26 protein-coding genes, 1 tRNA gene and 1 other annotated feature are annotated in these 20,515 nt (G+C 40.6%); of the genes, 1 reads left to right on the forward strand and 26 read right to left on the reverse strand.

The features are described 5' to 3' along the window. Positions 1 to 12 precede the first annotated feature (12 nt). From ABC374_RS17385 to ABC374_RS17435, 11 genes are all read right to left on the reverse strand, one after another. Positions 13 to 1,548, reverse strand: a complete 1,536-nt coding sequence (locus ABC374_RS17385) for a 2-isopropylmalate synthase (protein WP_350299633.1) — start codon at positions 1,546 to 1,548, stop codon at positions 13 to 15. After that, positions 1,535 to 2,563, reverse strand: coding sequence for a ketol-acid reductoisomerase (ilvC, locus tag ABC374_RS17390; protein WP_101222818.1), 1,029 nt, complete (start codon positions 2,561 to 2,563; stop codon positions 1,535 to 1,537). Before ilvC ends, ABC374_RS17385 begins: the two co-directional genes overlap by 14 nt. Before the next feature lie 49 nt (positions 2,564 to 2,612). Then, the gene (gene ilvN / locus ABC374_RS17395) at positions 2,613 to 3,125 is read right to left on the reverse strand and encodes an acetolactate synthase small subunit (protein ID WP_101222819.1); all 513 of its coding nucleotides are present in this window, start codon (positions 3,123 to 3,125) and stop codon (positions 2,613 to 2,615) included. Between the two features lie 3 nt (positions 3,126 to 3,128). Then, positions 3,129 to 4,844 carry an acetolactate synthase large subunit gene (gene ilvB / locus ABC374_RS17400; protein ID WP_413019152.1) on the reverse strand — a complete coding sequence of 572 codons (1,716 nt, stop codon included), beginning with the start codon at positions 4,842 to 4,844 and terminating at the stop codon, positions 3,129 to 3,131. A 115-nt stretch (positions 4,845 to 4,959) separates the two neighbouring features. After that, positions 4,960 to 5,218, reverse strand: a binding site (T-box leader). Between the two features lie 291 nt (positions 5,219 to 5,509). Next, positions 5,510 to 6,031, reverse strand: coding sequence for a M15 family metallopeptidase (locus tag ABC374_RS17405; protein ID WP_413019154.1), 522 nt, complete (start codon positions 6,029 to 6,031; stop codon positions 5,510 to 5,512). A gap of 149 nt (positions 6,032 to 6,180) precedes the next feature. Continuing rightward, positions 6,181 to 6,456 carry a GNAT family N-acetyltransferase gene (locus ABC374_RS17410; protein WP_350299637.1) on the reverse strand — a complete coding sequence of 92 codons (276 nt, stop codon included), beginning with the start codon at positions 6,454 to 6,456 and terminating at the stop codon, positions 6,181 to 6,183. A 440-nt stretch (positions 6,457 to 6,896) separates the two neighbouring features. Continuing rightward, positions 6,897 to 7,253, reverse strand: a complete 357-nt coding sequence (locus tag ABC374_RS17415; protein ID WP_413019157.1) for a YidH family protein — start codon at positions 7,251 to 7,253, stop codon at positions 6,897 to 6,899. Between the two features lie 44 nt (positions 7,254 to 7,297). Further along, positions 7,298 to 7,471, reverse strand: a complete 174-nt coding sequence (locus tag ABC374_RS17420) for a hypothetical protein (protein ID WP_170971560.1) — start codon at positions 7,469 to 7,471, stop codon at positions 7,298 to 7,300. 179 nt (positions 7,472 to 7,650) lie between these two features. After that, complete coding sequence (locus tag ABC374_RS17425) at positions 7,651 to 7,929, reverse strand: 2TM domain-containing protein (RefSeq protein WP_252278123.1); 279 nt, start codon at positions 7,927 to 7,929, stop codon at positions 7,651 to 7,653. Positions 7,930 to 8,068: 139 nt separating this feature from the next. After that, entirely contained in the window at positions 8,069 to 8,431 is a 363-nt protein-coding gene (locus ABC374_RS17430) for a GIY-YIG nuclease family protein (protein ID WP_413019159.1), read from the reverse strand. 18 nt (positions 8,432 to 8,449) lie between these two features. Beyond that, the gene (locus ABC374_RS17435) at positions 8,450 to 9,205 is read right to left on the reverse strand and encodes a DUF2087 domain-containing protein (protein WP_350299640.1); all 756 of its coding nucleotides are present in this window, start codon (positions 9,203 to 9,205) and stop codon (positions 8,450 to 8,452) included. Between the two features lie 267 nt (positions 9,206 to 9,472). Between ABC374_RS17435 and ABC374_RS17440 the strand changes: the two genes are divergently transcribed. Then, positions 9,473 to 9,733 (forward strand): hypothetical protein, encoded by a 261-nt coding sequence (locus tag ABC374_RS17440; protein ID WP_413019162.1) that lies wholly within the window; start codon positions 9,473 to 9,475, stop codon positions 9,731 to 9,733. A gap of 91 nt (positions 9,734 to 9,824) precedes the next feature. Here the strand turns inward: ABC374_RS17440 and ABC374_RS17445 are convergent, their stop codons facing one another. From ABC374_RS17445 to sdhB, 15 genes are all read right to left on the reverse strand, one after another. After that, entirely contained in the window at positions 9,825 to 10,025 is a 201-nt protein-coding gene (locus tag ABC374_RS17445; RefSeq protein WP_063575539.1) for a hypothetical protein, read from the reverse strand. 191 nt (positions 10,026 to 10,216) lie between these two features. Beyond that, positions 10,217 to 10,290 (reverse strand) — tRNA-Arg (locus ABC374_RS17450). Between the two features lie 172 nt (positions 10,291 to 10,462). Beyond that, entirely contained in the window at positions 10,463 to 10,975 is a 513-nt protein-coding gene (locus ABC374_RS17455; RefSeq protein WP_350299642.1) for a metallophosphoesterase, read from the reverse strand. A 2-nt stretch (positions 10,976 to 10,977) separates the two neighbouring features. Further along, positions 10,978 to 11,589, reverse strand: a complete 612-nt coding sequence (locus ABC374_RS17460) for an XTP/dITP diphosphatase (protein WP_413019164.1) — start codon at positions 11,587 to 11,589, stop codon at positions 10,978 to 10,980. A 207-nt stretch (positions 11,590 to 11,796) separates the two neighbouring features. Then, positions 11,797 to 12,489, reverse strand: coding sequence for a Ger(x)C family spore germination C-terminal domain-containing protein (locus ABC374_RS17465; RefSeq protein ID WP_413019166.1), 693 nt, complete (start codon positions 12,487 to 12,489; stop codon positions 11,797 to 11,799). A gap of 39 nt (positions 12,490 to 12,528) precedes the next feature. Continuing rightward, entirely contained in the window at positions 12,529 to 12,918 is a 390-nt protein-coding gene (locus ABC374_RS17470; RefSeq protein WP_413019168.1) for a Ger(x)C family spore germination protein, read from the reverse strand. Then, complete coding sequence (locus tag ABC374_RS17475; RefSeq protein WP_413019170.1) at positions 12,915 to 14,387, reverse strand: spore germination protein; 1,473 nt, start codon at positions 14,385 to 14,387, stop codon at positions 12,915 to 12,917. The genes ABC374_RS17470 and ABC374_RS17475 overlap by 4 nt, the downstream gene beginning before the upstream one ends. Beyond that, positions 14,384 to 15,466: a GerAB/ArcD/ProY family transporter gene (locus tag ABC374_RS17480; protein WP_350299646.1), complete on the reverse strand. Its 1,083-nt coding sequence runs from the start codon at positions 15,464 to 15,466 to the stop codon at positions 14,384 to 14,386. Before ABC374_RS17480 ends, ABC374_RS17475 begins: the two co-directional genes overlap by 4 nt. Before the next feature lie 217 nt (positions 15,467 to 15,683). Then, entirely contained in the window at positions 15,684 to 16,769 is a 1,086-nt protein-coding gene (locus tag ABC374_RS17485; RefSeq protein ID WP_350299647.1) for a GerMN domain-containing protein, read from the reverse strand. A gap of 62 nt (positions 16,770 to 16,831) precedes the next feature. Beyond that, positions 16,832 to 17,065: a dihydrofolate reductase family protein gene (locus ABC374_RS17490; protein ID WP_413019173.1), complete on the reverse strand. Its 234-nt coding sequence runs from the start codon at positions 17,063 to 17,065 to the stop codon at positions 16,832 to 16,834. A 148-nt stretch (positions 17,066 to 17,213) separates the two neighbouring features. After that, positions 17,214 to 18,017: a glutamate racemase gene (racE, locus tag ABC374_RS17495; RefSeq protein ID WP_413019175.1), complete on the reverse strand. Its 804-nt coding sequence runs from the start codon at positions 18,015 to 18,017 to the stop codon at positions 17,214 to 17,216. A 10-nt stretch (positions 18,018 to 18,027) separates the two neighbouring features. Then, positions 18,028 to 18,471, reverse strand: a complete 444-nt coding sequence (locus ABC374_RS17500) for a MarR family winged helix-turn-helix transcriptional regulator (RefSeq protein ID WP_413019177.1) — start codon at positions 18,469 to 18,471, stop codon at positions 18,028 to 18,030. Positions 18,472 to 18,693: 222 nt separating this feature from the next. After that, on the reverse strand, positions 18,694 to 18,918 hold the full coding sequence (locus ABC374_RS17505) for a helix-turn-helix domain-containing protein (protein ID WP_413019179.1): 225 nt from the start codon (positions 18,916 to 18,918) through the stop codon (positions 18,694 to 18,696). Between the two features lie 122 nt (positions 18,919 to 19,040). Beyond that, positions 19,041 to 19,505: an acyl-CoA thioesterase gene (locus ABC374_RS17510; RefSeq protein ID WP_350299650.1), complete on the reverse strand. Its 465-nt coding sequence runs from the start codon at positions 19,503 to 19,505 to the stop codon at positions 19,041 to 19,043. A 228-nt stretch (positions 19,506 to 19,733) separates the two neighbouring features. Next, entirely contained in the window at positions 19,734 to 20,507 is a 774-nt protein-coding gene (gene sdhB / locus ABC374_RS17515; protein WP_048689018.1) for a succinate dehydrogenase iron-sulfur subunit, read from the reverse strand. Positions 20,508 to 20,515 lie beyond the last annotated feature (8 nt).

Consider the following 20,515-nt stretch of genomic DNA (forward strand, 5'->3'; position numbering starts at 1 on the left):
AATCTCCCCTTCCTATTGTAATACTGCTTTTTCTTCCAGTTCCTTCATGATGATCACACGGTTCACAGCGTTCAAATACGCTTTGGCGGATGCTTCCAAGACGTCCTGATCAAGACCCCTGCCGCTTGTTTCCACACCGTTATAATCAATTTTCACAAAAACCTGAGCAAGGGCATCCATTCCGCCGCCCACCGATTGAATTCGATAGTCCAGCAAGTTGATCTCGCTGCCCAAACATCTTTCAAGCGTGTTATATAAGGCTTCTACACTTCCTGCACCTGTAGCCGCTTCCTGAATCTCTTCATTATCGCCTTTTTTCAGTGTGACCGTCGCTGTCGCCGTCTGATGGGTACCATGGGAGATCTGTAAGGAAATCATGTCATAAAAACTGATATCCGTCGCTTTCTCTTCAAGCACCAGCGCAACGATATCTTCATCCGTCATGTTCTTTTTATTATCGGCCAATTCCTTGAACTGAATGAATAATGAGTTCATTTCCTCATCCGTTACCGTAAAATTCAACTCTTGTAATCTTTCTTTGAAAGCATGGCGTCCTGAATGCTTTCCTAAAACTAGTGAATTGGACGAAACCCCGACAAGTTCAGGTGAAATGATTTCATATGTCGTTTTTTCTTTTAACACGCCATCCTGGTGAATGCCAGATTCATGTGCGTATGCATTGGCACCAATAATGGCTTTATTAGCAGGTACTTGCATTCCCGTAAGGCGGCTGACCAAATCACTGGTCCTTTTTATTTCATTCAATACAAGACCCGTTTCCGCTTGATAGAAATCTTTACGGATGTAGAGTGCCATGGCCACTTCTTCAAGCGCCACGTTTCCGGCACGTTCACCAATTCCGTTGATTGTGCCTTCGACTTGCGTAGCCCCGCCTTCGATGGCAGCCAATGAATTGGCCGTCGCCATTCCAAGATCGTCATGGCAGTGTGCGGATAAACTAACTTTATCAATAGAAGGAACATGTTCACGAAGGTATCTGAAAATGTTTCCGTACTCGATTGGAGCTGCATACCCTACAGTATCCGGGATGTTAATGACCTTAGCACCAGCTTGAATGACCGCTTCGACGATTTCAGCCAAATAGTCAAGTTCTGTACGGCTTGCATCTTCTGCAGACCATTGTACGATAGGAAAACGAGCTGCCCCGTACTTGACCATCTCAACTGCCTTTTCAATCACTTGCTGCTTCGACATTTTCAACTTATATTCACGATGAATGGGCGAAGTGGCGATGAACGTATGCAACCTTGGTTCTTCCCCGCCCCTTAATGAATCCCAAGCTGCATCGATATCTCCTTTTACAGCACGCGCCAGCCCTGTGACAGAGCTGTTTTTGATTTTGCGCGCGATTTCCTGTACGGAGTTGAAATCCCCTTTGGATGCTGCCGGAAAACCGGCTTCGATAATATCAACACCCAATCTTTCAAGCTGATAAGCAATTTCAAGTTTTTCGGTAAAATTCAAATTTACACCGGCTGATTGCTCCCCATCTCGAAGTGTAGTTTCAAATATATTAATTTTTCGCAACGGCTACCACTTCTTTCTCTTTTTGTTGAGGTTTTACGAATGGCATCATTTTTCTTAATTCACGGCCAACCACTTCGATTTGATGTTGGTTTTCACGATTATTGATAGCATTGAAGACTGGACGATTCGCTTGGTTTTCCAAGATCCATCCTTTTGCGAACTCACCGTCTTGGATGTCTTTCAAGATCGCTTTCATTGCCTCTTTCGTAGTTTCCGTCACAACGCGTGGTCCAGAAACGAAATCTCCCCATTGAGCTGTGTCAGAAATGGAATAGCGCATGTTTTCCATACCGCCTTCATACATAAGGTCGATGATTAATTTAAGTTCATGTAAACACTCGAAATATGCTACTTCCGGTTGGTATCCAGCTTCTGTCAAGGTTTCGAATCCAGCTTTCACAAGGGCAGTCAATCCGCCGCAAAGTACGGCCTGCTCTCCAAATAGATCCGTTTCCGTTTCTTCCTGGAATGTAGTTTCCAAACCGCCAGCTCTTAAAGAGCCGATTCCCCGAGCGTAAGCAAGGGCCAAATCTTTTGCTTCACCCGTAACATTTTGATAGATGGCGAATAATGCCGGCACCCCTGCACCTTGTTCATATGTACGGCGAACAAGATGTCCCGGACCCTTTGGAGCGACTAATAATACATCTACGTCTGCCGGAGGAACGATTTGATTGAAATGGACGTTGAATCCGTGTGCGAACATTAACGCTTGACCTGCACGCAGTACCGGTTTGATTTCTTCTTGGTATACTTTCGGCTGAGTTTCATCCGGTAATAGGTTCATGATCACGTCTGCCTGTTCAGCTGCCTCTTTCACCGTGTAAACATTAAAGCCGTCTTCCACCGCTTTATCGAAGGATTTACCTTTCCTGATTCCGATGATTACATCTACACCGCTGTCACGTAGGTTTTGTGCATGTGCGTGTCCTTGTGAACCATATCCGATAACCGCTACCTTTTTATTGTTGAAGAAATTCTCGTTTGCTTCTGCGTTATAATATACTTTTGCCATAATAATTACATCTCCCTTTTCATCATTGTTTTTTGTTTTGGTTTTTGTTTTATACGATTGTCGCACTCTTAGCGTGTGCAATTTGCATTCCACGCGGGATGGCGGCCGTCCCTGTCCTTGCCAATTCCTTGATGCCATATGGCTTGATCAGTTCAATGAAGGCTTCGATTTTATCCGATTCCCCTGTGATTTGAACTGTCAAGCTATCTTTACTGACATCAATAACTGAAGCTCGGAAGGGTTCGATGACTGAATAAATCTCAGCTCGGGTTTGTGTAGTCACCAATATTTTAATGAGTGCAAGTTCCCTCGCCACAATCGATTGATTCGTAATATCATATACTTTCAAAACATCGATCTGCTTATTCAATTGCTTGGTGATCTGTTCAATGACAGCTTCGTCATCAACATCGACCACGAAGGTCATCCTTGAAATGCCATCCTGTTCGGAAGGTCCGACAGTCATGCCTTCAATGTTATAATTTCTTTTCGTGAACAGGTTCGTAATCCGATTCAGGACGCCTGGCCTGTTGTTCACGGTGAGGCTAAGAATTCCCTTCATTGATTAAACTCCTTCCATTTCATCAAGCCCTTTTCCTTGTGCTACCATCGGAAAGACATTTTCGTTTTGTTTTACCCGGAAATCAATCAACACTGGACCATCAGTCTTTAACGCTACATCCAGGCAGTTGCTTGCTTCTTCCTCCGTCGTCACTTTGTATCCCGGAATTCCATAAGCATCGGCCAATTTCACGAAATCCGGATGCGATTGAAAAATACTGTGTGAGAAACGTTTATCATGAAAGAGTTCCTGCCACTGTCTTACCATCCCTAGTGCCCCGTTGTTGACGATGATGATTTTGATTGGCAGATTCATTTCGGCAATGACTGAAAGTTCCTGCAGGCACATCTGGAATCCACCATCCCCCGATATGGAAAGCACCGTCGCTTTCGGATTCGCCAGTTGCGCTCCGAGAGCCGATGGTAAGCCAAAGCCCATCGTCCCCAATCCACCGGAAGTGACCCATGAATCCGGTTTGTTAAATGGATAGTATTGCGCTGCCCACATTTGATGCTGTCCAACATCCGTCGTAACAATGGCTTCCCCATTCGTTTTTTCATGAAGCATCTGGATGACCCGCTGAGGTTTCAATACGCCTTCTTCATGGGTATAACGCAATGGGAACTCTTCATTCCATGCAGTCAGCTGTGTTGTCCATACATCAATTTCCGGTTTCTTGCCATTTTGCGTAATCAACTCCGCCAGCGCTTCCTTGGCACTTCCGACGACCGGAATTTTTGTCGGCACATTTTTACCGATTTCCGCTGGATCAATATCGATATGGGCCACCGTTGCATGCTGTGCGAATTTCGCTAGGTTCCCAGTCAATCGATCATCGAATCTGGCACCGATATTGATTAATAGATCACATTTCGCTAATGCCATGTTTGCTGCATAGCAGCCATGCATACCACCCATTCCGATAAAGAGAGGATGTTCCGCCGGAAAGCCCCCAAGACCCAATAAAGTGTGGACGACGGGAATGCCTTGCTGCTCGACATATTCCTTTAATAGATGGGAGGCCTTTGCATGCAGGACACCTGCCCCTGCAAGAATGACCGGTCTTTTCGCCCCGCTTACTGCTTCAACAAGCTTTCTGATCTGTAAGTAATTCGGCTTGGTCGTCGGCTGATAGCCCGGGAGATTCATTTCTGGCTCCTCTTCAGTCGATACACCTTCTATAATGGCCATGTCCTTAGGTATATCGATTAATACTGGACCGGGCCGGCCGCTTGAAGCGATATAAAAAGCTTCTTTTATAATGCGCGGAAGGTCTTCCGGCCTCCTTACCTGATAGTTATGTTTTGTGATCGGGGTAGTAATCCCCAGTACATCAGCCTCCTGGAAAGCATCCGAGCCAATTACACTGGTAGCTACCTGACCCGAAATTACCACAAGCGGTAAAGAGTCAATCATTGCATCGGCCAAACCGGTGACAATGTTCGTTGCCCCTGGACCGGATGTAACTATGACCACCCCCGGCTTGCCGGTAATCCTGGCGTATCCTTCCGCTGCATGAATCGCACCTTGTTCGTGCCTTGTCAAAATATGAAAAAGTTCTGAACTGTAAAGCTTGTCATAAATCGGCAATACAGAACCTCCCGGATAACCAAAGATGACTTCAACATTTTCCTTTTTCAATGCATTCAGCAGAAATTCAGCACCACTATAATGTGTCTTTCCCCTTTTCCGATCAGCAACAACTGACTTTTGTGTCATTTCGTAAAAAACCTCCTTCACTTTTCTATTAAATATTTCATAACATTCAGAATTTTCAGCTTTTTATGCATACAAAAAAGCCTTTTCACCCCAAATGTACTTGCACTAGGCAAGTTAAAGGGGTGAAAAGGCTTGATGAGCCACTCCACGGTACCACCCTTTTTCGCATGAAACTCCATGCGCACTTTGAATAGCCTACACTATTCTCTGTTTTGGTAACGGGTACTGGTACGCACCCGTTCAGCCCTACTAGTCTGACGTTCAAGCTGAAACTCCAAGGTGAGTTCATCTTTAGGGACAATACCGGCTCTCAGCTACCCGGCTCTCTGTGACTGCCTTTTTAAAAGACTACTTATCCTCTTCAATGCTTTTCGCATTATTCATATTTTTCGAAACGCTTATGTTTGATGTCTTGTATTTGTGATTATCTTACGTGTATTTCAGGTAGTAGTCAACAGGTTTTTTGAAATTTTTTGATAATTCTAAATTGAAAGATTTGTTGTATCCGCTTACATACCTATCATGACCACATTTTACAAAAAAAGTTTTTTCAATATTTAATTTTTAAAAACGTCACATACCCCATTAAAATTATTAAAGTGAGTGATAACAAACTTCTCCACTGAAATATCCTCGCACTACCCACATGATGCCAGTCACTAGTATTAGTGTTCACAAATAGCGGACCATCCATTTTCCCTTTCACTGTTCGCTGACGCCACTCTTGATACAAGATTCGGCCTCAATCCCTTTTGAAGATCTCTCGTGGATAAACCGCCTGCCATTCCAAGATGCGGAAAATCACGGAACAATTCAAAATCCCCTCCCCAAACAAATCCCAGGGATTTTGCTATGGCCGCCACCCTTGTCCACTTTTCGCCCTCTGTCCATAATGTCCGCTTGCCGTCATCACTAACAATGACAAAATCTACAGCAAGGCCATAGTTATGCAAGGACTGGCCCCCTCTGGCATAAGTCACGATTGGCTTTGATTTATTCGTTCTGCCCCGTTTATACAATTCATTTTGTTCTGGGAAACTTCGGTAACCAGCCGTTATTTGAACAAATATCCCCGCTTCATAAGCTAATTTAACCACTTCAAGTATCGTCTCGTTCACGACTGGGTTCATACCGCTTCCCATATTTTCCTTTGCACGATTCAATAGGGTTTGTAATTTGATGGCCATCCTAGCACCTCCCCTATATTAAATGCGAACAACACTGTAGGCGGAAAGGCGTTTAATATTTTTTCCTTCGAGAATTGAAGGGGTAAAAAAAAAAGACAAAGGGGCTGAACACAGGTGATATGAATCATCCCCTGGTTCAGCCCTCCGGTTCATTTAGCCAATACATCCTCGTATTCTGCATTTTTTTCAAATTGTTTTTGAACGAACGAACATACCGGAACAATTTTCAGTTTTTCCTCCCTTGCGAATCCTATTACCTTTTCAACAAGGGCATTTCCTACCTTTTGCCCGCGAAGCTTGTCAGAAACAACGGTATGATCGACCGTGATTTCATCATCACCTGATTTAAAGAATGTAATTTCCGCTAATTTCTCACCAGATTCTTCGACAAAAAAAGAACTTTCACCTTTTCTGATATCAACCATGTTAATGACCTCCTTTTAGTTCCTTTTTATCATATCTCACAAAATGGAAATTAAACAAATATTTAAAACTTGAATGAAATTGAATAAAGTAAAGCACTTTCAAGAGTTTTAAAGCTAGCATTATCCATGTTAAGTTTATTCACAAACTGATGGTGGCTAATATAAAATTTTTAAAGGAAGGCAAAAGGCAAAACTTGACCGACCTTTCCTAGCCTCGGATATACACTTCCGGTAATATCTAAGCTTTACCATGGCTGACGTGCACAATACTGAATGAAATATTTTTAAAAGGTTTTAATTTCTCTCCATAACCAAAATGAAATACATAGTTTTTCAAGCTTTCATTTTTTGATTGAATTTATATAATGGAAGAAATCTTTCCGTAAAGATGTAAGAATAAGTATTTAATAGTAGATACTGAAAAAACTGCCCTTTAAATGTTAGGACAGTTTTACACTTTTATGAAAACAAAATATAAAATGATCATCGATAACAATATGACCATAAAAACAGCGATTAGAATAACGTGCGCACTCGTGGGCCCCTTCATTGATTTGCCGCTTCTTCTGAAGATAACCGAACGTCGCCAGCACTGTAATCACAAGGCCCAATGCACACATCCCCAGCACGATACTGATCAGGTCAATACGGGGATCCCGATGCACACCAATCGTAAAATGCAGGCTTGTCGCAAGAAAACCAACCCCCACTATCGCAATCACCGTTCTTACCCACGCTAAAAAGGTGCGTTCATTAGCCAGATGCTGCTGGGCATATTTCAATTGGTTTTTCTCCATGTCATCACCTTAATCGAACGTTTTTGATCAACCTTAAAAATCAGTCATCTTTTCAGCAGCGAAAAGGCCCTGAACATAGACCCGACAAACATTAGCCCTGCACCGCCGAGCAATAAATATATACATAGAGTTTTATCAATAACATTCAAAGGATAAAGTAATGCCCCTAGCGCTATGATTGCTCCTATCCCCGTTATGGTCCATCCTATTTTTTTCATTCGCAACTCCTAAAATTAATTATTTAGTGAAGGTCCTCCACGGGTTTCCCCCTTTTTCATAGATAGGTCCCTCATTACTAGCTTAAACCATTTAAAAACTTACAACAAGTGAGATCCACCGATTATTTTCCCGCAAAAAAAGAGCCACAAATGACTCCCTGTTTTGAACACGCCCAAATTCAGCCGTTCTTTTTATCCTTTTCCATATACTCTTTTATTTTTCTTTCTTCCCACTCAGACCCGAAGTTTCCTTGTGCAAGAATGGTAATTCCATGTATCAGAACACCAATCCCCCACCCTCCAAGGGGATAAAGGAACCACCAATAACCGGAATCCGTCAATAGGTTAATCGCAATCAACATGACATTCACCAATACATACACCATTAGATGAATGTAGAATGCCTTAAGGTTTTCAACCCTTTTTTTCGCCCGTAGATATCCATCTCCATTTTCCATCCCAGCACCTCCTAATCATAAACACTAAAGTATATTACCATCTGCTTCCATAATACCTTATTTTTCATAAAGAAATAAGAATGAAATGCATCAAAGGTAAATCGGGAGCTGGGAATTAAGGAGAATCTCTAAAGGCCACTTACAAGTCAGTGGATTTCATTCTATTGTATCCCCGTTCTTCGTATGGCTGTATTTTTTCCATCCACATTTCTTCAAGTTTTTTCAATTCCCGTTTAACATCAAAAAATCCTGTATCTTTCGGCTTCAATACTTCCAGTACCTCAAAAGAAAAAGCATCTTTCCCATATTGGTTCCACTCACCTTGCAGAACTTTATTGGTGTTTGTTCCGACTTCCAATTCAAATTGTTTCCCCTTCAACGTCTTTAAATTCCTGGTGCTTCCGATAAAAACTTTATTATTTACCGTATTTCTGATTTGGTATACACCTGCTTCAACTTTCGTTTCTTTATATAATTGCTTCAATTCTTTTTTACGATCCATCTTTCTTGCCTCCAGTCATCATTTCTTCAGCCAATATTGGCTCCCATCAGTCTTTCTATCCAAGAATCCATATTCTATTAAATATCTTCTCAAAAGAACATGATCATGATAAACGGCACCCAATATTTGATTGATTTCTTTTTCTTCATATTTCCGCTCATTTTCAAAACGGTTCATAATTTCTTGGAGAATGATCAGCCTTTGTTTTTCCTTTGGCGGGAAAGACTTTAATGTATCCTGACTGCCTTTAGGGAAGTATTTTTTCAATACAGTCACCTTTTCTTCCTCTGTAACGTTATAACGATCATCGACCATCCTTGCTTTTTGATGAAGCGGGATAAATGCCGGCGCATGTTCATCTTTATCTTTCAAAAGTTCCATCAGGGCTAAAAACAACTTAGCCTGACGCTCTTTCTCTTTCAACACAAAACGATGGTTCCGAATGGTGGACGGACTGCCAATTCCCATTTCCTCCTGAACCTCAGCATCATTCTTCCCTTGGTAAAATAGGCGAAGAAGGCGGTTTTGATGGTCCGTGAGACCTGTAAGTTTTTTATCGAGATCAATCAAGTATTCAAAAACGGAGCTGTGTGCATGTTCAATATGAATTCGCATATACCTCTTTGCTTCATAAAGAACCCCATCTTCCGGGTATACTATCCCCTTTTCAACTGCATTTCCGCACAGCAAACAAACATATTGATTCTCACCTTCTATATATCCTTGTTTAAGCTCATCCTGAGATGCGTTCCAAAACATTTCAGCGTCCTTCATAAAACAAACACTTCCCTATAAAGTTTATAATATAATAAACATAATATTAATTCGTTTGCATTATGTCAATGTTTTTTCTGATTTAACTCCAGAAAAGTATCCAAAGATGACCTTGATAGTCAGAGGGGCTTCATAACATACAGCTGGCAGGCGAATACACCATCCATTCCCAGGACACTATGCCGATATAGTATATTGAATAATAAGCGTATTTTCCCCAATAATATGCTATATAAGCTTGAATAAGCTTTAGAGGAGGATATATTATTGAAAGATGAAAACGATGCAATTGTTCCATCAATCCATAACACCGATTTACACAAGGCAATACAATATTTATCGGAACAATTCAAGGTATCACTGCCAGAATTACGCGATACGATTGATTTACTTATACAAAACCAATCAAGTGGGATGCAGCTTAGTGTAGAAGATCATAAAAGTTCACCCGTCGAAGAATTGAATACGGCAATAATCAAAAACCGTGAAATCATTAAAAAAAATCTCCAAACATTAAATAGAATTTGATATAGAAAAAAGGCATCCGATCATGGATGCCTTTTTTCTGTGGAGCATATGAAATTCCTAATATAAGTCCTTCGTTAGAGCTCATTAAGTATTAGCTAGGCACAAACTTAAGTATTCCTTCCAGATAAACACCTTGTTCTTTTCGTTTGCATTCCCTCAACTTGATTCTTCCTTCTTTTTCTAACTCCTTAGCTAATTGGACCACTTCAGTTCCATCTTCGGTTATTTCGACTGAGAAGAAATTGCCCCGAGTGGAAGTTTGAATGAACTTGAATAATCTATCTTTATTCATTTAAACATCTCCTTATTTATAACAAGTTCGACATAAAAGTTCATCCACCTGCGATAAATATAAATAAAAAACTTCTTGTCGTCATACGAACTTTAGCAGTTAAAAGGATAACAAATTGAAAACATCCTCGTTGACTTAAGCCAAAAGTAAAAAAGCCAAAACCTTAGAAGGTTTTGGCTTTTTCTAGTTAGTGTCCCAGGAGAGATTCGAACTCCCGACCGACGCCTTAGAAGGGCGTTGCTCTATCCAGCTGAGCTACTGAGACGTTTATGATATAAGTTGCGGTAAAACTTATGTATTACCTTAACTGTTCCCTTAGGACACTTCTTATTATAGTAGGATATCAAAAGAAAGTCAACGGTTTTTCATAAAAAGTTTTTTCTTTTTTTATGAACTAGGAAGCGGGGAAAAACGCTTCCTGTTCATTATACATGAAGTCATTCCATTTGATAAGCATTTCTTAGTTCTTCAACGATTTTTCCTTCAAGGTCAAAATAGATGATTTCAAGTTGGTCATTTCCGATTTCCAAAATGGCATAGGTTTTCTCTTTTCGTCCACGCGGCTGACGTATGCTTCCCGGGTTGATGAAGAGCTTGCCGTCAATCAATTCGGAGCCTGCAGCGTGGGAGTGACCAAAGCAAATAATATCCGCCCCTGTCTCTTCACTTTTATAAGATAGGTTCATCAAGGTCATATTTATGTTATAGAGGTGTCCATGCGTAAGGAAGAAACGCTTGCCTGCGATATTCTCCACAATATCATTCGGATATGCCGAATCATAGTCACAATTCCCGCGAACGGCCAAGAACCCCGACATGTGAGGGTCATTTCTTTCCAACTCTGAATCACCGCAATGGATCATGGCAGCAACCTCTTGTTTATGACGGTCGGTAATCATGCTGATTTCATGAGTTAAGCCATGACTGTCACTCATTATTAGCACTTTCATCGTCACATTCCTTCTTCCCTTTTTAGAAATAGATCAAGTTTTTCATCTAGAGCCCTCAATGCGTTGGCACGGTGGCTGATTTTGTTTTTTTCCTCTTTTGTCAATTCGGCGTTTGTTTTGCCCTGTTCCTCAACAAAAAAGATGGGATCATAACCAAATCCATTCGTTCCTGAAGGCTGTTCCGTGATCAAGCCTTCCATCGTTCCCGATACCGTAACTGTTTCCTGGTTGGGTGACGCTAGTGCCAAGGCGCAATAAAATCTCGCCGTCCTAGCCTCTTTTGGCACGCCTTCCAGTTCGCGGAGGACTTTTTCCGTGTGTGCTTCATCGCTCTTGTCCTCTCCAGCATAGCGCGCAGAATATACGCCTGGACGGCCCTCCAATGCATCTACAATCAATCCGGAATCATCAGCAATGACAAAGTGGCCTAGCTGATGGGCAATGGCCTCTGCCTTCAGGATCGCATTTTCTTCAAAGGTCGTGCCTGTTTCCTCAACATCCGGAGCATCCGGTACATCGAGAAGTGTTTTGACTTCATATCCTTTAGCAGAGAATAAGCTTTCGAACTCCTTGGCTTTCCCTTTATTTTTCGTTGCAATGATTACTGTCTTCATTTTTCATTTCACCCTTTTTCATTTTATCGGCATGAGAGCTCTTTTCGGGCTAAGAAAGAATTTGCTGTAATTCGTCATATGTAAAAGCCGCTTCTTCCAGTGCCAAACGGACGGATTCAGCGCTGCCTTTCATGATCAACAACAGCCGCTGAACTTTCCAGATAAGTTAAGTCTAACACAACTCCCTTATCTGCAATACTTATAAAACTAACGTTTGTAATTTTCACTATGTTCAATATGGATATTAACTTTTATGTTATTTATTGAAGACTTATCAAAGGAATTAATAATTTTATTATCCCACTTATTGGCATGGTATCTGTATGCCTTTTCACTTATGTTAAAAAGATCTGTATTGATTTTTTCCCCAGTCTCCAATGTCTTCAAAATATCTTGCTTAATTTTTATTTCTACCTTTTTTTCGATTTTTTCCATATCCAGGTTGTCTATATTTTGTTTCAATATTCCATTTGCTCTAACTTCTAAATCATATAAGGGTTTCTTTTGTTGTTCCAATACTATGATGTTTGTTTTGGGGTCCATGATTTCAACACTTACCTTTTGTTTATTCAGGGAAAAAAACATGACTGTCGCCTTATTTTCAACCCATTTCATACCAATCAAATCTTGTTTACTTACGAACCCTTTATACTGTTGTTTTGATAAAACATAGCCGCCATTCAACGTTGGTATCTTTTTTTCTTTCCCCTTGTCTGTGTAATGACGCTCATTTATTACCAAAGAGGGAATTAAAATGGAACCAACCGGTTGATAAAATTTCGAAACCAGTTCACTGAATTTTAACGGGGAAATGAAATAGTTTTCATTAATAACGGTCTCTGGCCTTTGAATGATCGTGAATAAGTTAGGAAGATTAAAGAAACTATCACTGTCAAACACCTTTTTAATATCCCCGTTTGTAACAAACAGCCATGAATTTTATCGCAATAAGGGCTCTTTGCCTACATATTCAATGAAATCCTTCATTTTCTTATTGATTACATCCTCACTTAAAATGAAGGAGTTAACATGCCCGATATATAGTGGCAATGCTGCATTTTGTTCTAATTCAGTAAATGCTTCTTCGATACTTTCCCCTTTGCCTTTCCCAATGACAACACCAGTTTTTTCTTGTAATGCTGTGGCCCCCTCTTGTTTTGCTATATCCGCAAAATTCAATGCTTGAAAGTATAAGATGAATTCACCCTCTTTATAATCGATTCCTAGAGCGGATCCATATGTTTGAGCTTGAATTTCCTTCATTCCCCAGCAGCCTGTCATCAATAAAAGTTGACAGCCAATTACCATGACTGCAATTAGCTTTCTCATTTGTCCGACTCCTTTTGCGGTTCATTATCACTGGATTGTAGAGCTTGATTCCGCTGCCTTAACATCCCATATGGAAGCTTGAATAAGACTTTTAACATATCCGATTTATTTGGTTTGGAAAATGGATTCACAAAGGGCTGTCCGAAACTTTCCAAGGAAACCACAACAATCAAGATAAGAAATATTCCCATGAAGAATCCAAACAAGCCTAGAAATGCTGAACATGCAAATATGAATAACCTTATAAGAACGATATTCCCAGCGATATTCTGATTGATTATGGTATAGCTTGAGAGAACTGTAACAGCTATTACAACGAGCATGGAGGGTGAAGTCAGCCCTGCCCGAATCGCTGCATCACCTATAATCAATCCACCCAATACAGAAACCGTCGGACCAACAGCTTTTGGCAGGCGAAGACCAGCTTCCTTAAATAGTTCGAACAATATGATCATCATGAATGCCTCCAAAGAAGCAGGTATGGGTAAGCCCTGTCTCGTGATTGATATCGTCGCAAGAAGCGAAAAGGGAATTTGATCGAATTGATAGGAAACCAACGCTATAAAAAACCCCGGTAACGTAACGGTTACAAATAAGGCAACTACACGAATGATGCGAATAAAACTAATGTAAAAAAAGCTTGCATGTGCGTCATCAGCAGAATAAAGTAACTGATTAATACTGGTTGGTCCGATCAAGCCTGTGGGATTCCCATCTACCAGGATGGCAAAGCGCCCTTGATTCAAGGATTCAACAACATAGTCCGGTCGACCGATATACTCCATTAAGGGGAAGATGGAAAATTGATTATCATATAAGAGTTCTTCAACTTGGTAACTGCTGACTATGATATCAACCTTTAATGAATCCAATCGTTTTTTAATATCCAAAAGAATCGAGGGATTGATAATGTCATCTATATAAAGCAGCAATATTTTAGTTTTACTTCTTTTCCCGATTGTATATTCTATACATTTAAGTGATGCCGTTTTTAACCTTTGGCGAATTAAAGACATGTTATCCGATATATTCTCAACAAATCCATCCCTAGGTCCCCGAATGGAAGATTCTATATTGGATTCTTCCGGACTGCGCTTAGGGGAATTAGCTAATGGGGTATGGTAAATTTCGTTGGAAGATTCATTAATGATGATCAGGTCTCCTGAAAAAAGAATGCTTTCCACTTCCTCTTTTAAATCGGAGCCCTTTTTAAGCGTACTGATTTCCATGATATTGCTTAATTGATCAATTGTTAATTCGCCATTTTCTTGAACCGCTTTAGATATTGTAGGCAGAATCACTTCATTGATGAATGGCATATCCACTAAGTTTGGCGCATATAAAAATCCCAACAAATAACGACCTTCATTATCAAAAGTTTTTGTTCTTAAAACAACATCGGAAGAATGTTCGAACCATTTTCGGATTTGGTCAATACAAGAAGGAGTACCATTCCAATTTCCCTTCATAATGTTTCACCTTTTCCTTTTCCCTTTATAAAAATAAGAATTAACAGTATAATTGCAGCACTTAAAAGAAACAGACTGCTGATTGGAAAGAAATACTTGTAGATAAGATTAAAAAATGAAGTAGCATCCCAATGGATTAGCGTGCCAATAACAATTAACAAATATAGCGAAAGCAGTATCCACTTCTGATGTTTTGAATTTGAGATTAATTTATAGCCTATAAATAAACATAAACTTATTCGAATCATGGCACCTGAAAGCCATTGGAAAATGGAAAGGAAATCAAGTCGAGTAATATAATAGCCAAACCTTAGCAACTTCCACTGTTCGTAAGCTGGATTCCTCATTTTCACTGCTTCCACAGAACCAAATTCTGCAATCGCTCCCATGAGGGGTCCTAACGTCAGCATGATTAAGATAATACCAACCAGTAAAAGCCACTTGGCTTTTAGCTTATTTTTCAGGTAAGGAGTTAAAAATAAAAAAACGATGATTTCTAAATATCCTGCACTCGTATACAGAATTCCATTTAAAGTATTGCTATATCCGCTTTCAAATATCGGGAACAATAATTCGTAATTCTTATTACTCGTATTCCCCAGCCCCACAAATATCCCGAAAAAAGTGACGACCGGAAGAAATAGGAGAGCCAAAGTACTTATGGTGCGTATTCCTTTATAACTTGCAAAAATACATATAAAGGTGAATAGGCTGACAACTACGATGTTTGGTATGTCATGAGTATAATTAGCTTTTGCCCAAATCACTGTAAATTTGACGGTAATGAAGGCGTTAATTATAAAGTACAACCCAAATGCTATAGTGAAGATATATGTAACAAAAGGTGTAGACCATTTTTTCAGAAAAGAGATTATATCTTCTTTATCTAGTTTTTTATAAATATAAAAAATAAATAGCGTCCAAACAAAACATGGAACAACACTTATTATGACACTTATCCATGCGTCGCGTTGAGATGCGGTCAATATATTGGGAAGGAGCAGGACATGTACCATGAATCCTGTATTCATAATGATCAAAACATAGATGTGTAAAGCCTGAATGACCTTTTGATCCAAAATAATATCCCCCCATTAATTACATGATTAAAAGTAATTTCCCCTTTTAAAAATTTATTTATGTAAAAACTTTCTCTTGATACGAGAAATTGCTTAGCTGAGGTATTAGTTTTCAACTAAAACAACAATTAAATTGTATATAACAGGGGCAATGGTGGAATAAAAAAAGAGGCAGCTGCTGGCTGCCTCTTTGTGTTTTCTAGATATAAATCGCGCTTTAAAAACTACCTGTGTTGACTTTCTCTGGACGGACCACTGGTTCGGATAATTTCTTGCCTTCTTCATTAAGAACATCTGCGCTGCCCTGCACTTGCACTTCAACGCTTTCAATTCCTTTCTGTTCCGTTAAGGAAAGGACCAAGGCATCAAGGACTTCTTGTGATACCTTTTTCTCTTTAAAGCTTCCAAGGATATTTTCGTTAAAATTGAGGCTGACCTTACCTTCTGCCACCTTAGGCTCGTCAAGTAAAGCTACATCGCTCATGAACCCTGTTTGCAGGCTTGAACCCGAAGGACTCTTCGTTAATTCCTGAATGACCGCTGTTACATTATCAGACACCGTTTCGCTGATCCTGCGTGTCACAGGAACATAATAGGTGTACTCCTCGTCACCGCCTACATAATAAACGGTCAGTGATTTGGTATTGGAAATGTCGACTACGTCACTCGTATCGATATTGATTCCTGACGACCTTGAGATATTCTCATCTATCGGTGTGCCATTGACAGGCATTTCGGATATATCTTCCCCATTAATTCTCATTTGGATTTTCTCAACCGAGTCGAATTGAGTCAGTGTCCATGTAATGGCTTGAAGGATTTTAAGTTCATCCTCTTTCTGATAATTTTTGAACTCCGGCGAAAAGTCCGCCACAGCCACTCCGTCTTTAATGTTCACGCTTATTTGGGTATCGGCAGGAATGACGGCCCTGAATCCATTCGGAAGTTTATCCGTGACAGGTCCGTTAGTGACAAGGTAATCAAGAGCCTGTTTGGCGACAGCTTCCGATTTAGGAAGTTCCAACGTCTGTGGAACCACATACCCGCTTTTATCAATTAAATATAACTCCGTCTTCACTGTTTTCGATTCAACAGCGCCCTCTTCTCCATCAGTCGCGGGCTTTTCCTCACCATTCGTTTCTGTTTCTTTTTCTTTTAATGAAGATTCATCCTCGACTAATGAAACATCCTTTGGCGGATCTATTTCCTTTTTCTCTTCACCGCCAAATAATCCGCAGCCTGAAAGCCAAAAAGAAGATGCCAGAATGGTCACAGCCATTGTTACTTTTGATTTATTGGACATAAAATCACTCCTAGGACAGTTTGTACTCCTATTTATACGAGCCCTAGGGGAAAATAGACCAATTATTTTTCCCTCTGATAGTGGAGCTGGGCAATTTGCCCGTACTGCTGCATCTTTGTCAGCTTCTGATTGAGCAATCGATTCCCATCCCCAAGTATAATCGGAATGATGGACAGGATCATTTCATCCACCTGCGTTTCCCTCATGAAGTCACTCACTATTTCTGCACCGCCGACAAGACAGATCCTTGAACCTTCTTTCTGTCTTCCGATGAAATCACCTACAACTTCGTTCATAAACTCGGCATATCCTTCTATCCCTTTCGCACTTCTTGATAGTGAATTCTTGTTCCAAAATATGAATCTGATATATGTCTCATAATCACCCTATCTATACTAACACCGTCTGTTCAAGACAAGAAAAAAAGACTTCCAAATGGAAGTCTTATAAGTGATCGATTTTAATTGTTTCGATGGTATTGACATGAACACCGAGCCAGCTCGACGCGATGGAACCAAACATATCTCTGGAACCGGTTGTATAAAAGCGATGAACGGGGCGGAGCTTGCTTTTATTGATTAATTTATAGTAATCCAAAATGACACTTGCCTCACGGGCCGTTTCTTCCCCAGAGGAAATGACTTGTACTTCATCCCCCATATAGGAAGAGATTACAGGCCCCAGCAGTGGATAATGGGTACATCCAAGGATCAATGTATCGATCTTCGTTTTCTTCAACGGGTTCAAGGTTTGTGCCACGACCCTATTGACGATACCCCCATCAAACTCCCCGCTTTCTACGATTGGGACAAATTTCGGGCATGCTAAACTATCTACTTTCACATCGGAATTGATGGAGGCTAGCGCGTCGTCATATGCTTTGCTTTTCACCGTGCCTTCCGTACCAATAACGCCAATATGCAAGGAATCAGAAACTTTCAATGCCGCCCTTGCCCCTGGATGGATGACACCCAACACCGGTATCGGAAGTGTTGCCCTGATTTCATCCAGTACAGCTGCAGTCGCTGTATTGCAGGCGATGATCAGCATTTTTATTTCCTTCTTCATCAAAAACCTCGTCATTTGCCATGTAAAGGTTTGGACATCTTTTTTGGTCCTCGGCCCATAAGGGCATCTTGCTGTATCACCTAAGTAAATTATATTTTCATTTGGAAGCTGACGCATGACTTCTTTAGCTACTGTCAAACCGCCTACCCCTGAATCAATGATGCCTATCGGTTGTTTCAAAAAACTCGCCTCATTTTTCTTTCATTTCTTGATGTAGTTTTACTAGAATCCCTTTGAGGGACATGATGTCAGATTCGGTAAAATTGACTAACACGCCACTCAAGTACTGCTGCCGTTTATTAATCACTTCTTCGATTATCCGTTCACCTTCTTCAAGAAGGTGAATTCGAACCACACGCCGGTCCTTTTCATCCCTGACACGCTGGACAAGCTGATGTTTCTCCATGCGGTCAATCAGATCCGTCGTTGTGCTGAAGGCGAGAAACATCTTCGTGGACAATTCGCCAATCGTCATGTCTCCTGATTCAAAAAGCCATTGCAAAGCCACGAATTGAGGAATGGTAATTTTATAATCATGGAGAATTTCTCTTCCCCTTTGCTTAAGCCATGACGATACATAGCGCAATTCCCTCTCGATATCGGCCACATATGCCGCCTGCTTCCCTTCATCCATACACACAGCTCCCCACTTCATGAAACTTATCATACTACCATTTTGGATGAAAGTGAAATGATTTTCAAGATTGATTACCTGGAATCATAATGAAACGCTCTCCATAAAAATAAGCAGCATCCAAAGAAGTCAAAACAACCAAATTGTTTTGCCCTTCCTTATATGCTGCCAATGAACGGGAGAGAAAATATTTATAAGGCTTACGTATTAAGAGTTAACACATTAAAGCTTAAGTTCTCCCATACGAAGGAGTTCTATGACTGCCTGCGAACATCCTTTAACTCCAAGCTTCTGCATCGCATTCGAAATATGGTTTCGAACTGTTTTTTCGCTAATAAACAATTCACCTGCGATTTCTTTTGTTGTTTTGTCTTGTACTAGTAACTCAAATACTTCTTTTTCTCTTTTGGTGAGTAGTGGCTTATGAGTGAATTCGTTCTCCTTCAAGTAATGTTACCCTCCTTGCCTTCACCAGCATAAAACCCGGAGTGGGTGTCTATTTAGTCAAGATATAGTATGTCGGCTGGGGCAATGGAGTGACTCTTTTACTTGTCTAAATGGAAATATTTTTAGGAATGTTCCAGCACAGTATGCCACATCGACTGCTTCATCTCTTCCGTCCAAGGTATCGGCTTTCCGGTGGCCTTGGAGACTTGCACAATCGTCCCCCTGCCCGTTAGACAAATTGATCCATCTTGTTTGATCCCCATATAATGTATGTCCACTGAAGAATTTCCGATATGGTCAGCTTTCACATGGATCGTCAATAAATCATTGAAAAACACCTGCTTCAGGTAATCACACTGTAAGTTAGCAACAACCGGCATCTCACCGCATTCAGCAGAGGTCCAATCCTTCATGAATCCCATGCTATTGAAATACTCAATCCGTGCTTCCTCAAAATAAGTAAAAGGAATCGTGTTATTCAGGTGCCCAAACATATCAGTTTCTGAAAAACGGACCTTAATCTCATGTTTAAAGGAAAAATCATTGATCCACTCCGCTATATTATCGATATATGATATTCTGCCCAACTTGTGCACACCCTTTCTGAAATGAATGACTATTCACTCATTTTATAAGAAAACAGCCATAATGAAAAGTATTTTATATTGGAAGCTGTTTAATTTGATCATTCTAACTTCATTAATCGAACATTATGCATTTGCCGGGTGCCGCAAATCATTTTACACATCAATCCCAGCTATCAATCCAAAAAAAAGAACCCATATCATAAGATACAGGTTCTTTCATTTTCATTATTAAACTTCATCGCTGCCGAAGAAGTTACGGAATTGTTGGATCGTAGTATCACGGTTCAACGCTGCAATCGAAGTCGTTAATGGAATGCCTTTAGGGCAAGACTGCACACAGTTTTGTGAGTTACCGCAGTTTGCAAGTCCTCCATCACCCATGATCGTATTTAAACGTTCAGCTTTGTTCATTGCACCAGTTGGATGTGCGTTGAATAAACGAACTTGTGATAATGGTTGTGGCCCCATGAAGTCTGAATTGCTGTTTACGTTCGGACAAGCTTCCAAACATACACCGCAAGTCATACATTTAGATAACTCGTAAGCCCATTGACGTTTCTTTTCTGGCATACGCGGTCCTGGTCCAAGGTTGTACGTTCCATCGATTGGAATCCATGCTTTTACCTTTTTCAATGAGTCGAACATACGGCTGCGATCGACTTGCAGGTCACGAACAACAGGGAATGTACGCATTGGTGCTAGACGAACCGGCTGCTCCAATTGATCGATAAGAGCTGTACATGATTGTCTTGGTTTACCATTGATAACCATTGAACAAGCACCACATACCTCTTCAAGACAGTTCATGTCCCATGCGATTGCTGTAGTGTGCTTGCCTTGTACCGTTACTGGATTACGACGAATTTCCATTAGGGCGGAAATTACGTTCATATTCGGACGGTACGCTAATTCGAATTCCTCATCATAAGGAGCTGAATCCGGTGTATCTTGACGAGTGATTATAAAACGGACTGTTTTAGTCTCAGATTTAGTTTCAACCATTTTTTTGC

Origin of the sequence: Peribacillus phoenicis (assembly GCF_047238085.1) — a bacterium.
Classification (GTDB): domain Bacteria; phylum Bacillota; class Bacilli; order Bacillales; family DSM-1321; genus Peribacillus.

What these genes read in the sequence shown, in the direction of transcription:
- ilvC (WP_101222818.1), bottom strand. Translation starts at nt 2,563, where the DNA reads ATGGCAAAAGTATATTATAACGCAGAAGCAAACGAGAATTTCTTCAAC.
- ilvN (WP_101222819.1), bottom strand. Translation starts at nt 3,125, where the DNA reads ATGAAGGGAATTCTTAGCCTCACCGTGAACAACAGGCCAGGCGTCCTG.
- ilvB (WP_413019152.1), bottom strand. Translation starts at nt 4,844, where the DNA reads ATGACACAAAAGTCAGTTGTTGCTGATCGGAAAAGGGGAAAGACACAT.
- ABC374_RS17405 (WP_413019154.1), bottom strand. Translation starts at nt 6,031, where the DNA reads ATGGCCATCAAATTACAAACCCTATTGAATCGTGCAAAGGAAAATATG.
- ABC374_RS17410 (WP_350299637.1), bottom strand. Translation starts at nt 6,456, where the DNA reads ATGGTTGATATCAGAAAAGGTGAAAGTTCTTTTTTTGTCGAAGAATCT.
- ABC374_RS17415 (WP_413019157.1), bottom strand. Translation starts at nt 7,253, where the DNA reads ATGGAGAAAAACCAATTGAAATATGCCCAGCAGCATCTGGCTAATGAA.
- ABC374_RS17420 (WP_170971560.1), bottom strand. Translation starts at nt 7,471, where the DNA reads ATGAAAAAAATAGGATGGACCATAACGGGGATAGGAGCAATCATAGCG.
- ABC374_RS17425 (WP_252278123.1), bottom strand. Translation starts at nt 7,929, where the DNA reads ATGGAAAATGGAGATGGATATCTACGGGCGAAAAAAAGGGTTGAAAAC.
- ABC374_RS17430 (WP_413019159.1), bottom strand. Translation starts at nt 8,431, where the DNA reads ATGGATCGTAAAAAAGAATTGAAGCAATTATATAAAGAAACGAAAGTT.
- ABC374_RS17435 (WP_350299640.1), bottom strand. Translation starts at nt 9,205, where the DNA reads ATGAAGGACGCTGAAATGTTTTGGAACGCATCTCAGGATGAGCTTAAA.
- ABC374_RS17445 (WP_063575539.1), bottom strand. Translation starts at nt 10,025, where the DNA reads ATGAATAAAGATAGATTATTCAAGTTCATTCAAACTTCCACTCGGGGC.
- ABC374_RS17455 (WP_350299642.1), bottom strand. Translation starts at nt 10,975, where the DNA reads ATGAAAGTGCTAATAATGAGTGACAGTCATGGCTTAACTCATGAAATC.
- ABC374_RS17460 (WP_413019164.1), bottom strand. Translation starts at nt 11,589, where the DNA reads ATGAAGACAGTAATCATTGCAACGAAAAATAAAGGGAAAGCCAAGGAG.
- ABC374_RS17470 (WP_413019168.1), bottom strand. Translation starts at nt 12,918, where the DNA reads ATGAGAAAGCTAATTGCAGTCATGGTAATTGGCTGTCAACTTTTATTG.
- ABC374_RS17475 (WP_413019170.1), bottom strand. Translation starts at nt 14,387, where the DNA reads ATGAAGGGAAATTGGAATGGTACTCCTTCTTGTATTGACCAAATCCGA.
- ABC374_RS17485 (WP_350299647.1), bottom strand. Translation starts at nt 16,769, where the DNA reads ATGTCCAATAAATCAAAAGTAACAATGGCTGTGACCATTCTGGCATCT.
- ABC374_RS17490 (WP_413019173.1), bottom strand. Translation starts at nt 17,065, where the DNA reads ATGAACGAAGTTGTAGGTGATTTCATCGGAAGACAGAAAGAAGGTTCA.
- ABC374_RS17500 (WP_413019177.1), bottom strand. Translation starts at nt 18,471, where the DNA reads ATGGATGAAGGGAAGCAGGCGGCATATGTGGCCGATATCGAGAGGGAA.
- sdhB (WP_048689018.1), bottom strand. Translation starts at nt 20,507, where the DNA reads ATGGTTGAAACTAAATCTGAGACTAAAACAGTCCGTTTTATAATCACT.